Here is a 13,234-nt window from a genome sequence, read left to right as displayed (position 1 = left end):
GCATGAAAATCGGCGAACTGGCCCGACGCACCGGCTGTCGCGTCGTCACCATCCGCTACTATGAGCGTGAGGGGTTATTGCCCGAGCCCGTGCGCAGCCAGGCCAACTACCGCCTCTACGGCGAGGCCCATGCCGAACGGCTGGCCTTCATCCGCCACTGCCGGGCGCTGGACATGACGCTGGGCGAGATCCGCGCCCTGCTGGACTGCCACGATCATCCCGAGCGGCCCTGCCAGGACGTCAACGACCTGATCGATGCCCACCTCGACCACGTGGCGGCACGCATCGCCCAGCTCCAGGCTCTGGAGCGCTCTCTCCTGGCGCTGCGCGCCCGCTGTCGGGGACAGCGATCCGCCGGCGAGTGCGGGATCCTCAATGCCCTGGCGCATCCCTCGACGGAGACGATTGATGGCGTCTCCGGTGACAGCGAGGCCCATGTGCCGGGCGTGCATCCCCGCGTCTGAGTGCTCGGCGAGGCGCCCCCCTGGAAACGATGGCCCCAACGCCAACGGCCCCGACATCGTCGGGGCCGTTGGCGTTTGAGGCGGTCGTGACGATCCACGCGCCGATGGCTTCGTTTCGCCACGCCGGTAGTTCGATGAGGCGAAAGGATTCGGACATCAACGGGAGATGAAAGTGCGCAGCTTGTCGCATATGGGCTTGTTTTGTTCGTATTTAGTGCCAGTGCTGACCCGGCTTTGTGAGAGGTTCTTAAAGAGCTTGCTAACCAAGGGAATCTGAAATGAAAAAAACAATGCTGGCGACGAGCGTCTCCCTGGCGCTGATGGCGACCGCTTCGCAGGCCTGGTCGGACGTCCGGACACTGAAGTTTCACAGCGGGCTGGCAGAATCGCGCCCCGAGGCGGCGTATCTGGAGCGCTTCTCCGGCCTGGTCGAGGAGTATTCCGATGGGCAGTTGCAGGTCGATGTCTACCACGCGGGCTCGCTCGGCCTGAAGGAAGCCGACATGCTGCGCATCATGCAGCGCGGCATGGTCGATATGGCACTGATGTACGGGGAGTACTACAACCGCGATGCTCCGGCAATGGCCTCGGTCTATGCCCAGGGGGCCATCACCGAAGCGGAACAGCATCTCGATATCCTGCCCACCCTGCGCGAGCTGTATCGTGAAGGCTATGCCGACTGGGGCGTCCACACGGTCGGTGGCGTCGTCGCTCCCGTGTTCGATGTGGGCCTGCACTGCAAGGAGCCGGTCAATACCCTCGAGGACCTGAGCGACAAGAAGGTGCGGGTCTGGTCGGGTCACCTCGTCGAGACCTTCGATCGCCTCGGCATCTCGGCCCAGGTGATTCCCCAGAACGACATGTATCTGGCTCTGCAGACCGGGGTCGTGGACTGTGCCTACTACCTGTCGACCGTGGCCAAGACGGTCTCGCTGCAGGAAGTGACCGACTACGAAGCCTACCTCCATCCCTGGGCAGCCTCTCCCTGGATGTTCGGGGTCAGCGATCGCACCTGGAACAGCCTGGACGAGCAGCAGCAGCAGATCCTGACCCGTGCCGGCGAGGAGATCTGGCAGGAGACCCGCGACAAGGCGGTGGATCCGGAGCGCGAGGCCGAGGCACGCGAGGAGCGCGAGGCCATGGGCATCACGGTCCTGTCGGCGTTCTCGGACGAGGATGTGCAGACCTTCGTGGATGCGGCCTGGGAGGCCTGGCATGAGATGGCCAGCGAAGCCGGCGACGACGGCATTCGCTACTACGAGACCGTGACCAGCGAGCTTCAGAGCGATTCCCAGTAGGTCCTCATCGAGAGAGGCATTTGATGAAAGTCTTGTCTGCATGGTTAGACAGACTGGTATATGGGGTATTCCTGATAGGCGTGTGTGGAGGGGTGTTCATGACCGGCCTCGTGCTGGTCAGCACCCTGATGAGATATCTCGCCGGGAGTCCCATCGGGTTTTCCGATGAGCTTTCCGGCCTGCTGTTTCTTTCCCTCTCGTTCCTGTCGCTGCCCCATGTGCTGAATACCAGTCAGCACATTCGCATCGATCTTCTGGTGCGTACCCTTTCCCCCCCACTGGCCGTGGCAGCCGATATCTTCGCCAATGCGATCTTCGTCGCCTTCGCCGGAATCTTTGCCTACCAGGCCTGGGACTTCATGGCATTTTCCCTGCAAATCGGGGCGCGTTCCGAAATCAGCGGTGTCCTGCTGTGGCCCTGGATGGCGCTGATGCCGCTGTCGATGCTGCTGTGTATCCTGATCGTCGCAAGAAACGGGTTGCGAGGCCTTGCCCGCAGCGACGATGAACCATCCGAGGAGGGCCTGTCATGAGTTGGGCGATTCTAAGCGCCGGCCTGCTGGTCTTTCTGGGCAGCGGCGCCGTGCTGGGGGCGGCCCTTGGGCTGACCGGGTTCATCCTGCTGCATTTTCAGGCCGGCGGCGCGTCGGCCCTGGCGATCAACTCGGCGTGGAACCTGCTGACCGAGTTCACGCTCAGCGCCGTACCGCTGTTCATCTTTCTCGGCGACATCCTGCTGGCCAGCGGCGTTTCCACCCGGGTCTACAACGGCCTGACGCCGCTCTTCCGGCGGATTCCGGGCCAGCTGCTGCATACCAATATCGCGGTCTGCACGCTGTTCGGCGCGGTGAGCGGTTCCAGTACCTCCACCGCGGCGGCGATCGGTTCGGTCGGCTACCCCGAGCTGAGTCGGCGCGGCTATTCGCCGAGCATGATCGTGGGCTCGCTGGCGGCGGGCGGCACGCTCGGGCTGCTGATTCCTCCCAGCCTGGCGCTGCTGATCTACGGGGCGACCCAGAACGTGTCGATCGGCAAGCTGTTCCTGGCGGGCATGTTGCCCGGCCTGATGATCGCCCTGGCGTTCTTCTGCTGGATCATGGTGCGCTCGAGCCTCGGCTCTTCGGTCTCGCCGCCGCGAGAGGAGAAGATGGACTGGGGAGCCGTGGGCCGTGGCCTGCTGGAAGTCTGGCCCCTGCCGATTTTGATCTTCTTCGTGCTCGGCACCATCTACATGGGCATCGCGACGCCCACCGAGGCGGCGGCCCTGGGGGTGACGGCCAGCATCGTGCTCGGCTTGACCTGGGGGGATCTCGACCTGAAGAAGCTGTGGGGAGCCTTCAAGCATGCGTCGATGATGTTCGGGGCCATTGCGATGATCCTGATCGGCACCGTGATCCTGTCCCAGGCGGTGAGCCTGCTCGGCTTGCCCAGGGCCGCGGTCGATGCCATCGCCGGCCTGGGGCTGGATCGCTATGGCATCCTGTTGATGATCGTGCTCGTCTACCTGCTGCTCGGCTGCTTCTTCGACGGGATCTCCCTGCTGCTGATGACCCTGCCCATCACCTTCCCGATGGTGACCAGCCTGGGCTTCGATCCCGTCTGGTTCGGCGTCATCGTGACGCTGCTGATGGAGATCGGCATGATCACGCCGCCGGTGGGGCTTAATCTGTTCGTGCTCTGCTCGATCACCCACAACGAAGTGGCGTTGCCCGATGCCGCCTGGGCCTCGTTGCCCTACTGGATGATCCTGCTGGGCGCCGTGGGCATCTTCACGGCGTTCCCGAATCTGATTCTCTGGCTACCCAATCTGCTATAGGCAGACACTCTCGGCGGCCGGCGAGAAACCGGCCGTCGAAAGCAGGCGGGTCGCCTTCGTACTGTTCGAGCATTTCTCCCTGATGGCCTTCACCGGTGGGCTGGATGCCTTGGTGACGGCCAATCTGGTCAAGGCGTCGGTGGAGTACGAGGTCACGGTTGTCAGCGTCGACGGTCGCCGGGCGATGAGCGATCTGGGAATCGAGGTCGCCGTCGATGGGTCTTTGGACGACCTCCAGGAGGATGAGCTCGACGGCCTCATGCTGTGTGGCGGGTATCGCCTCGAGCTGCCGTCGTCTCCCTCGCTCGGGGGCAAGCTGCGGGCCGCGGACTATGCGGGGTGCGTTCTGGGAGGGCTGTGGACTGTCGAGAGGAGATCGCGACAGAGGCCGTCTTTCCGGCTAGACAGGTGGCGGCCCCTGTCTCCAGGGGCCGCGAAGCGTGGCGGTAGCGTGAGGAGCCTTACTCGCCGAAATACTCGGCGTAGATCTCCTCGTAGGTGCCGTTCTCCTTGAGGGTGGCCAGCGCCTCGTTGAAGGCCTGGGCCAGCTCCTCGTCACGCTGGCGGAAGGCGATGCCGAAGCCTTCGCCGAAGTACTCCTTGGGCTCGGTGATCATCTCGCCCACCACCTTGTAGTTGCCGGCCTCGCTGTCGAGCAGGGTGGACTTGCCGATCGGGAAGTCGAGGAAGACGGCGTCGAGACGGCCGGAATCCATGTCCAGCACCATGTCGTCGGCGGTGGCGTAGCGGTTCACATCGGCCACGTCGCCGTACATGTCGGTCACGTAGTTGTCCTGCAGGGTGCCGCGCTGTACGCCGATGGTCATGCCCTCGAGGGTCTCGTCGGACGGGGTGCCGATCTCGACATCCTTCGGCGCGAACCAGGCCGACGGCGGGGTGATGTAGGGGTCGGAGAACAGCACCTGCTCGCGACGCTGCTCGTTGATGGTCATCGACGACATGATGGCGTCGTACTTGCGCGCCCGCAGGCCGGGGATGATGCCGTCCCAGCCCTGGACGACCCACTCGCACTGGATGCCGATCTCGGCACACAGGGCATTGCCCAGTTCGATGTCGAAGCCGGTCAGCTCGCCATCGGGGGTCCGGTATTCCATGGGCTCGTAGGGCACGTCGACGCCGATGCGGATGTCGCGGACCTCGGCGTTGGCGCTGCCGGCGATCATGGCGGCGCCGAGCACGCCGAGGCTCAGGATCTTCTGGAACTTCATGGGTGTTTCCCCTTGTTGTTGATGGTTTCACCTTATGGGTGATGACCCGCCCACGATAGCCGATGCCGGGGCGGGTCGAAAGGGCCGGGTCGAACGGTAGTTCCCAACGCTTGTTTTACGCTGTCTCAGCCGCTCGCCGGCTTGAGATGGGCCAGCAGGCGCTTCTCCAGGTAGCGGAACAGGTAAAGGATGGCGAAGGTCAGGCACAGGTAGATCGCCGCGACGAACAGGAAGGCGTCGAAGGGCGCATAGAAGCGGGCATAGACGAAGCGTGCCGCCCCGGTCAGGTCCATGATGGTCACCACGCTGGCGATGGCGCTGGCGTGGAGCATGAAGATCACCTCGTTGCCGTAGGCGGGCAGGGCGCGGCGGAAGGCGCTGGGCAGCACGATGCGCCGCATCATCAGGGACCAGGACATGCCATAGGCCCGGGCGGCCTCGATCTCGCCCCTGGGCGTGGCCTTGATGGCGCCGCGGAAGATCTCGGTGGTGTAGGCGGCGGTGTTGAGGGTGAAGGCGATCAGCGCCGGGACGAAGGGCTTCTCGAGGATCACCCACAGCCAGGTCTCCTGGATTCCCTCGACGAACACCACGCCGTAGTAGATCAGGTAGAGCTGCACCAGCAGCGGGGTGCCGCGGAACACGTAGCAGTAGAGGAAGATCGGCAGGCGCAGCCAGGCCTTCCGGGACCCGCGGCCGATGGCCAGGGGCACCGCCAGCACCAGGCCGATGAGCAGCGACAGGAACACCAGCTGGACGGTGGTGGTCAGGCCCTCGCCGTAGTACGACAGCGTCTGCAGGGTGAAGATGCTGTTGTCGGCCAACTGGGCCTCGAGCCAGTTCATCAGGGCGTCCATCAGTCTGCCTCCCCGTAGCCGATGTCATAGCGCTTCTGCAGCCGCGCGAAGCCCCATTCGGAGACGCTGGCGATCAGCAGGTAGATGGCGGCGACGATGATCATGAAGGTGAAGGGCTCGCGGGTGGCCTTGGACGCCTCGGCCGCGACGCGAACCATGTCGGAGAGCCCGATCACCGAGACCAGCGCGGTGGTCTTGAGCAGCACCATCCAGTTGTTGGAGAGCCCGGGCAGGGCGTGGCGCATCATCTGCGGGAAGCGGATGCGCCGGAACACCAGCCAGTGGCTCATGCCGTAGGCCCGGCCGGCCTCGATCTGGCCGCTGTCCACGGCCATGAAGGCGCCGCGGAAGGTCTCGCCCATGTAGGCGCCGAAGATCAGGCCGATGGTGATCACCCCGGCGACGAACTCGTTGACGTTGATGAAGATATCGATCTCGAACTGGGTGTAGAGCCAGTCGGTGAACATGTTGATGCCGATCTGGCCGCCGAAGAACAGCAGCATCATCAGCACCAGGTCGGGCACGCCGCGGATGATGGTGGTGTAGAGGGTGCCGAGGCGGTGCAGCCACCAGTGGCGCGACATCTTCGCGCTGGCGGTGAGCAGGCCGAGGATCACCGCCAGGATCAGCGACAGGATCCCCAGCTCGATGGTGATCAGGGCGCCTTCCGCGAGGCGGGGGCCGTAGCCATGCAGGTCGATCATGTGTCTCTCCTTCTCCCGGGCCGGCCCATCAGTGCTTGGGCGCCAGGAACTGCTTGAGGCGCTCGGACTTGGGATTGCCGAGGACCTCGGCGGGTGGCCCGGCCTCCTCGACCTGGCCCTGGTGCAGGTAGATGACCTGGGTGGAGACATCCCGGGCGAAGGCCATCTCGTGGGTGACCACGATCATGGTGCGGCCTTCCTCCGCGAGGTCGCGCATGACCTTGAGCACGTCGCCGACCAGCTCCGGGTCCAGCGCCGAGGTGGGCTCGTCGAACAGCATCACCTCCGGGTCCATGGCCAGCGCCCGGGCGATGGCGCCGCGCTGCTGCTGGCCGCCGGAGAGCTGGGCCGGGTAGTAGTCGGCGCGCTCGGCCAGGCCGACCCGCTCGAGCAGCGCGCGGGCGTGTTCGGTGGCCTCCTGCCTGGACTTGCCGAGCACGTGTATCGGTGCCTCGATGACGTTCTCCAGCAGCGTCATGTGGGCCCAGAGGTTGAAGCTCTGGAAGACCATGGAGAGCTTGGCGCGCATGTTGACGACCTGCTTCCAGTCCGCCGGCTCGCGACCGTGGCGGGTCTCCTTGAAGCGGATCTGCTCGCCATGGACGAACAGCTCGCCCTCGTTGGGCTGCTCCAGCAGGTTCATGCAGCGCAGGAAGGTGCTCTTGCCGGACCCGGAGGCGCCGATCAGGGTGATGACGTCACCCTTGTGGGCCTGCAGGGAGAGTCCCTTGAGGACTTCGGTGTCGCCGAAGCGCTTCTTGATGTTCTGCACTTCCAGCGGGATCGGGGTATCGGCCATGAAACGGGCTCCAGTTCAGGGGGTCGCCTAGCGGGCACAGGACAACGCGGCTGGTGCGAAAAAAGGGGGGCGATTCTAACAGGCCCGGGGCGCGACGGCAGGCGGTGTTGTCCGTTTGGTCATGCGACCTTCGTCTAGGTTGTAATGGCTTGTTGTCATGAAATGTCTCCAGGTTATTGTTGTTCTTTGGCATTTCTTGTTGCTGGAAGGCGATTGTCGTGGCGATCGTTCGCCCGGCCGAGCGGGCTCGGTCAGCTTGTCCCTGGCGCCGGCACCGCCGTCACCAGCAGCGCGGCCCGGGCGCCGATCTCCACCCTGGCGTTGGGGAAGACCACCCGCAGTGGTGTCTCGCCCACGCGGCAGGGGCCGGCCTCGGCATCCTCGGCCAGCAGGGTGCCGGGGGCGAACTCGGTGAAGTTGGGCGTATCGTCGGCAAAGCACAGCCGGAAGTCCCGGGAGGCGCGCTCGAGCTCGTGCTCGACGCGGAAGAAGGCCATCGCCGCGGCCGGCCGGGTGGCGGGGGAGCGCCCCTCCAGCAGCGCCGCCAGCAGCCGTCCCATGGGCGCCAGGGGCGCGAGGTCGTTCTCGCCGAAGGGCCGGGCCCGACCCAGCTCCAGGGTGAAGGCCTGGGCACCGTGGTAGTGCTTCGAATAGTGGGAGAAGGTCCAGCTGTGGCAGTGCTGGTGCAGCACGGCCTGGATGCCGGCGCCGGCCAGCCACTGCCACTGCTCGGGCGTCGTGATCGCCTCGGCATGCGGTTCGACGGCGAAGCGCGGATACTGGCTGTCACGGATCGCCGTGTGCAGGTCGTAGTGGAGGCGGGGGCGGTCGCCGTGCTCGGCGAAGAAGGCGTCCACCGCGCCCATCAGCGTCCGGGCGCGGTCGGGCTCGTCACCGGCCGCGTCGAGGCCGCGCCGGAATAGCCGGTTGAGGTTGGTCGCCACGAAGCGCTCGCCGGCCCGGATGGCCGCCGGGTTGCCGAGGATCACCAGCACCGGCGTGGCCAGGGTCAGCTGGCCGGCCTCCAGGTGAGCCAGGAGCTCACCCAGCAGTTCGATGGGGGCGGTCTCGTTGCCGTGGATCCCCACCGAGAGCACCAGGGCCGGGGCGTCCGCGGCCGGCGCCGACGGGATCAGTTCCAGCAGGCCAGGCGCCGGGATCCGGTAGCGTCCTCCGGGAAGCTCTCCCTCCACCGCGGCGCCGGGCTCGCCGGCGAGGCTCCTGTCCAGCCACTCAGCCAGCATGACGCGGGCCTCCGGTGGCGGCGGTCGAGACGCGGGGCAGGGTGTCGCGTCGGACGGCATGGGGCGAGGCAATCATGTCGGTCCTTGTCTTGTCGCTATTCTTGGGCTGTGGGCCACCTTCTGCCCTGCGTGGCTCGGGCTCAAGAGGCCCTGTCGGCAGGATGAAAAAGGCGGGTGCGATCCTGTAACTCGCCCCGCGGGCACTCCGGCTCAGGGCGCTCGACGCCAGGGGGTACAACCTGCACGACACCCTGGCAGATGGCCGGGTGCGGATCCTCGCCGGAGCATGGGGGCGGGACTGACCGTTCGTCGGCGTCGAATCCCGGCGTCGAAAGGCTTCGTCTTGCCGCTCGATGGCTGCGACTAGACTGGTGGCGGAATGCCATCGCAACGCGCCTCCCGGGCGCGGCTCCTCGAGCTCGACCACGCGAGCAAGAGGCGGTATCCATCCATCGACAGGAGGCAGGACCATGACCAAGGTACTGGTGCTCTACTACTCCATGTACGGCCATATCGATACCCTGGCCCGGGCGGTGGCCGAGGGGGCCGGTCGGGTCGCCGGTGTCGGGGTCGACGTCAAGCGCGTGCCCGAGACCATGGACCCGGAAGCCTTCGCCAAGGCCGGCGGGCGGACCTTCGACACCGCCGAGGCGTCGCCGGCCGAGCTCGCCGACTACGATGCCGTGCTGTTCGGCACCCCGACCCGTTTCGGCAACATGTCCGGCCAGATGCGCACCTTCCTCGATCAGACCGGCGGCCTCTGGGCCAAGGGCGCGCTGCGCGGCAAGGTGGCCAGCGTCTTCACCTCCACCGGCACCGGCGGCGGCAACGAGTCCACCATCCTCACCGCCTGGACGACCCTGGCCCACCACGGCATGGTGATCGTGCCGATCGGCTACGGGCTCGAGGCCCAGTTCGATATCTCCGAGGTCAAGGGCGGCTCGCCCTATGGCGCCGCGACCATCGCCGGCGGCGACGGCTCGCGACAGCCGAGCGACACGGAACTCGACCTGGCCCGCTTTCAGGGCGAGCACGTGGCCGGCATCGCTGCGAAGCTGGCCGGTTGAGTCGGACGCCGCGTCACCCGCCCGGGCGCGACGCGGGGCGTCGTCCTCTCAGTCCCCGGCGACGATGCGCGCCGCGATGGCCTGACCCAGGCCGGCGGTGGTGCCCCGGCCGCCGAGGTCCGGGGTCAGCACCGCGGGGTCGCCCTCGGCGAGCACGGCCTCGATGGCGGCGAGGATGGCCGCGCCGGCCTCGGCGTGACCGAGGTGCTCGAGCATCATCGCGCCGGACCAGATCTGGCCGATGGGGTTGGCGATGCCGCGCCCGGCGATATCCGGGGCGCTGCCGTGGACCGGCTCGAACAGGCTCGGGAAGTGCCCCTCGGGGTTGATGTTGGCCGAGGGGGCCACGCCGATGGTGCCGGTGCAGGCGGGCCCCAGGTCGGAGAGGATATCGCCGAACAGGTTGCTGGCCACCACCACGTCGAACCAGTCGGGATGCAGCACGAAGTTGGCGGTGAGGATGTCGATGTGGAACTTGTCCACATCGACCTCCGGGTAGCGCTCGGCCATGGCCGCCACGCGCGTGTCCCACCAGGGCATGGTGATGGCGATGCCGTTGGACTTGGTGGCCGAGGTGAGCTTTTTCCGAGGGCGGGTGGCCGCCAGGTCGAAGGCGTACTTCAGCACGCGATCGACGCCGGTGCGGGTCATCACCGTTTCCTGGATCACCACCTCGCGCTCGGTGCCTTCGAACATGGTGCCGCCGACGCTGGAATACTCGCCTTCGGTGTTCTCGCGCACCACGTAGAAGTCGATGTCACCCGGGACACGGCCCGCCAGCGGGCTCTCGATGCCGGGCAGCAGGCGGCAGGGACGCAGGTTGACGTACTGGTCGAACTCGCGGCGGAACTTGAGCAGCGAGCCCCACAGCGAGATGTGATCCGGCACCTTGTCCGGCCAGCCGATGGCACCGTAGAAGATGGCGTCGAACGTGACCAGGGTCGCGTGCCAGTCGTCGGGCAGCATCTGGCCATGTTCCAGGTAGTAGTCACAGCTGGCAAAATCGAAGGCGGTCAGGTCCAGGTCGATGCCGAACCGTCCGGCGGCGGCCTCGAGGGCGCGCACGCCCTCGGGCATGACTTCGGTGCCGATGCCGTCACCGGCGAGCACGGCGATGCGATGGGTCATGGGAGTTCCTCCAGGGGCTGGGTCGGGGCGTCCAGTCAGGGCTATTGCAGTTAGCCTTGGCGCTCGAAGCTGCTCCGTCGACAGGTCTGCGAGGGGGCGCTGTGAACCCCTCCCTGGGCGCTACCGACGCCCTGCGGCGCTCTCGCATCCTGCTCCGCTTGCAGGACCGGTGCTGGCCATCCATGGCCAGCCCGTTCGGCGGGGTCCGCCTCACCCATGGCGTAGGACCCCCTCTTCGACCTGTCCCCGTCGCCCCTCGCCACCCAACTGCGATTGCCCTGGGCGTCCAGTCTAACCCTGCACATTCCGGAGATAATCGGGGTAAAATGAAATCCATTGTTGAGCATGAGTGGAGAGTGCGGTGCCCCCCCTGGACGACCTGGCCTTCTTCCAGCAGCTGGCTCGGGCCGGCAGCCTGACCGCCACCGCGCGGGAGCTGGGCCTGTCGCTGTCGGCGGTCAGCAAGCGGCTCAAGCAGCTCGAGGCGCGCCTCGGCGTCGCCCTGGCGACCCGCACCACTCGACGCCTGACGCTGACCGCCGAGGGCGAGCTCTACCTGGCCCGGGGGGGAGCGATCCTCGAGGAGCTTGTCGAGCTGGAGGAGACCCTGGCCGACCACCGGGCCGAACTCTCCGGCCCGCTGCGCATCAACGCCACCTTCGGCTTCGGGCGGCGCCATGTGGCGCCGCTGCTGTCGGCCTTCTGTCGGCGGCACCCGCGCCTCGAGGCCGCCCTGGAGCTGACCAACTTCCCGGTGAGCCTCGCCGACCAGGGCTTCGATATCGGCATCCGTGTCGGCGAGCCGCCGGATTCGCGGCTGGTGGCGCGGCGCATCCTGGCCAGTCGTCGTGTCCTCTGTGCCTCCCCGGCCTATGTGGCGGCCATGCCGCCCCTCGACTCGCCCGCCGACCTGGCGGCGCACCCCTGCCTGGTGCTGCGCGAGAATGCCAGCGACTATGCCCTGTGGCGCTTCGAGCGTCGCGACGGCCCGCGGGAGGAGCGGGCGGTGAAGGTGTCCGGACCGCTGGCCAGCAACGATGGCGAGGTCATCCGTCGACTGGCACGGGACGGCCATGGCGTGGCGCTGCGCTCCTGGTGGGACGTGCACGAGGACCTGGCCGCGGGGCGCCTGGTGGAGGTATTGCCGGGCTGGCGGGGCGTGCGTGCCGACTTCCATGCCGTGTATGATCAGCGCCGCCACATCCCGCTGCGGATCCGTGCCTTCATCGCCTATCTTGAGCAGGAGATGGCCGGTCGCGTGCCCCCCGTCGCCCGGCCGACCACGACAGGAGAGTCGTCAACGTGAATGTGCTGATGTTCACCAACACCTATCTGCCGATCGTGGGTGGGGTCAGCGAGTCCGTCCAGCGCCTCAAGCGCCAGCTCCAGGCCGCGGGGCACCGCGTGCTGGTGGTGGCCCCGCGCCTGGCGGGCCAGCCCGCCGACGAGGCCGACGTGGTGCGGGTGGCGGCGGTCCAGCACTTCAATGGCAGCGACTTCTCCCTGCCGGTGCCGATCCCGGGCCAGCTGTTCGATGCCATCGAGGCCTTCGAGCCGGACCTGGTGCACGCCCACCATCCCTTCCTGCTGGGGGACACCGCCGCCCGGGCGGCCGAGACCTATGGCCTGCCCCTGGTCTTCACCCATCACACCCTCTACGAGCACTACACCCACTACGTGCCCGGCGACTCGCCGCGCATGCAGCGCTTCGCCATCGCCCTGGCCACCCAGTACACCTGGCTGTGCGACGAGGTCATCGCGCCCAGCGAGAGCATCCGCGGCCTGCTGGTCGAACGCGACGCCAATCCGGCGATCCGCGTGGTGCCGAGCGGCGTGGACACCACGCGCTTCGCCCTGGGCAACGGCGAGGATTGCCGGCGCCGCCTGGGCATTCCCGCCGGGGCCTACGTGATCGGTCACCTGGGGCGGCTGGCCCGGGAGAAGAACCTGATCTTCCTGGCCGAGGCCGTGACCCGGGCCCTGGTCGCGCTGCCGGCGGCGCATTTCCTGGTGGTCGGCGACGGCGATGCCGCCACACGCATGCAGGCGATCGCCGAGGCCGCGGGGGTGGCCGGGCGCCTGCACTTCACGGGGCGCCTCGAGGGCCAGGGGCTGATCGATGCCTACCATGCCATGGACGTCTTCGCCTTCGCCTCCCACAGCGAGACCCAGGGCATGGTGGTGGCCGAGGCCATGGCCGCGGGCCTGCCGGTGGTGGCGGTCCGCGCCCCGGGCGTCGTCGAGGTGGTCAAGGACGGCGAGAACGGCCGACTGCTGGCCGGGGACGATGCCGCGACCATGGCGGCGGCACTGGTCGAACTCGCCGCGCCGGCGCGGCGCCTGTCGCTTCGCGAGGGGGCGCTGGCCACCGCGGCGGATTTCGACGAGCGGCTGTGTGCCGAGCGTTGCCTGGCGGTCTATCGCGACGTCATCGCCCGGGGCGGGCCCTTCACCCATGCCGACGATGGCGGCTGGGACCGGGTGCGCGGGCGGCTCGGCGCCGAATGGCAGATGCTGCGCTATCGGGGACGGCTGCTGCGTCACCTGGTCCAGGAAGAATGGGAGCAGGATCGCCCGTCCTGGTGGCCGGGCGGGCGCCACGACGAGCCGGAGCTGCCGCCCAAGTGA

The 13,234-nt window shown here is 67.3% G+C and carries 14 protein-coding genes; 8 read left to right on the top strand and 6 right to left on the bottom strand.

The genetic code is table 11. From position 1 onward, the window contains the following. The first annotated feature begins 2 nt into the window (after nucleotides 1-2). From cadR to OCT48_RS15715, 5 genes are all read left to right on the top strand, one after another. The gene (gene cadR / locus OCT48_RS15735) at nucleotides 3-464 is read left to right on the top strand and encodes a Cd(II)/Pb(II)-responsive transcriptional regulator (protein WP_263590076.1); all 462 of its coding nucleotides are present in this window, start codon (nucleotides 3-5) and stop codon (nucleotides 462-464) included. 278 nt (nucleotides 465-742) lie between these two features. Beyond that, on the top strand, nucleotides 743-1,762 hold the full coding sequence (locus tag OCT48_RS15730; RefSeq protein ID WP_263590075.1) for a TRAP transporter substrate-binding protein: 1,020 nt from the start codon (nucleotides 743-745) through the stop codon (nucleotides 1,760-1,762). 98 nt (nucleotides 1,763-1,860) lie between these two features. Beyond that, nucleotides 1,861-2,295, top strand: coding sequence for a TRAP transporter small permease (locus tag OCT48_RS15725; RefSeq protein ID WP_263590074.1), 435 nt, complete (start codon nucleotides 1,861-1,863; stop codon nucleotides 2,293-2,295). After that, on the top strand, nucleotides 2,292-3,578 hold the full coding sequence (locus OCT48_RS15720) for a TRAP transporter large permease (RefSeq protein ID WP_263590073.1): 1,287 nt from the start codon (nucleotides 2,292-2,294) through the stop codon (nucleotides 3,576-3,578). The genes OCT48_RS15725 and OCT48_RS15720 overlap by 4 nt, the downstream gene beginning before the upstream one ends. Further along, entirely contained in the window at nucleotides 3,568-4,092 is a 525-nt protein-coding gene (locus tag OCT48_RS15715; protein ID WP_263592635.1) for a DJ-1/PfpI family protein, read from the top strand. Before OCT48_RS15720 ends, OCT48_RS15715 begins: the two co-directional genes overlap by 11 nt. Here OCT48_RS15715 and OCT48_RS15710 read toward each other — a convergent pair. The 5 genes from OCT48_RS15710 to OCT48_RS15690 all read right to left on the bottom strand — a co-directional run bounded on the left by OCT48_RS15710 (nucleotide 4,040) and on the right by OCT48_RS15690 (nucleotide 8,411). Continuing rightward, the gene (locus OCT48_RS15710) at nucleotides 4,040-4,807 is read right to left on the bottom strand and encodes a transporter substrate-binding domain-containing protein (RefSeq protein ID WP_263590072.1); all 768 of its coding nucleotides are present in this window, start codon (nucleotides 4,805-4,807) and stop codon (nucleotides 4,040-4,042) included. The two genes, OCT48_RS15715 and OCT48_RS15710, sit on opposite strands and share 53 nt — an antisense overlap. A 125-nt stretch (nucleotides 4,808-4,932) precedes the next feature. Continuing rightward, nucleotides 4,933-5,664 (bottom strand): ABC transporter permease, encoded by a 732-nt coding sequence (locus tag OCT48_RS15705; RefSeq protein ID WP_263590071.1) that lies wholly within the window; start codon nucleotides 5,662-5,664, stop codon nucleotides 4,933-4,935. Continuing rightward, nucleotides 5,664-6,368, bottom strand: a complete 705-nt coding sequence (locus OCT48_RS15700; protein WP_263590070.1) for an ABC transporter permease — start codon at nucleotides 6,366-6,368, stop codon at nucleotides 5,664-5,666. Before OCT48_RS15700 ends, OCT48_RS15705 begins: the two co-directional genes overlap by 1 nt. Nucleotides 6,369-6,396: 28 nt before the next feature. Further along, nucleotides 6,397-7,167, bottom strand: coding sequence for an ABC transporter ATP-binding protein (locus OCT48_RS15695; protein WP_263590069.1), 771 nt, complete (start codon nucleotides 7,165-7,167; stop codon nucleotides 6,397-6,399). Nucleotides 7,168-7,418: 251 nt separating this feature from the next. Continuing rightward, nucleotides 7,419-8,411, bottom strand: a complete 993-nt coding sequence (locus OCT48_RS15690) for a succinylglutamate desuccinylase (RefSeq protein WP_263590068.1) — start codon at nucleotides 8,409-8,411, stop codon at nucleotides 7,419-7,421. 470 nt (nucleotides 8,412-8,881) lie between these two features. On the opposite strand from OCT48_RS15690, the gene wrbA reads away from it, so the two are divergent. Beyond that, nucleotides 8,882-9,478, top strand: coding sequence for an NAD(P)H:quinone oxidoreductase (wrbA, locus tag OCT48_RS15685; RefSeq protein ID WP_263590067.1), 597 nt, complete (start codon nucleotides 8,882-8,884; stop codon nucleotides 9,476-9,478). Between the two features lie 48 nt (nucleotides 9,479-9,526). Here the strand turns inward: wrbA and OCT48_RS15680 are convergent, their stop codons facing one another. Then, a complete protein-coding gene (locus OCT48_RS15680) occupies nucleotides 9,527-10,606 on the bottom strand; it encodes a tartrate dehydrogenase (RefSeq protein WP_263590066.1) in 1,080 nt (359 codons plus the stop codon). Between the two features lie 361 nt (nucleotides 10,607-10,967). On the opposite strand from OCT48_RS15680, the gene OCT48_RS15675 reads away from it, so the two are divergent. Together OCT48_RS15675 and OCT48_RS15670 are read left to right on the top strand one after the other, a co-directional pair. Further along, complete coding sequence (locus OCT48_RS15675; protein ID WP_263590065.1) at nucleotides 10,968-11,912, top strand: LysR family transcriptional regulator; 945 nt, start codon at nucleotides 10,968-10,970, stop codon at nucleotides 11,910-11,912. Continuing rightward, complete coding sequence (locus tag OCT48_RS15670) at nucleotides 11,909-13,234, top strand: glycosyltransferase (RefSeq protein WP_263590064.1); 1,326 nt, start codon at nucleotides 11,909-11,911, stop codon at nucleotides 13,232-13,234. Before OCT48_RS15675 ends, OCT48_RS15670 begins: the two co-directional genes overlap by 4 nt.

It is taken from the genome of Halomonas sp. M4R1S46, from assembly GCF_025725685.1.
Lineage (GTDB): Bacteria > Pseudomonadota > Gammaproteobacteria > Pseudomonadales > Halomonadaceae > Halomonas.
Note: the sequence above shows the minus strand (reverse complement) of the source record. Positions and strands in the feature narration are given on the sequence as shown.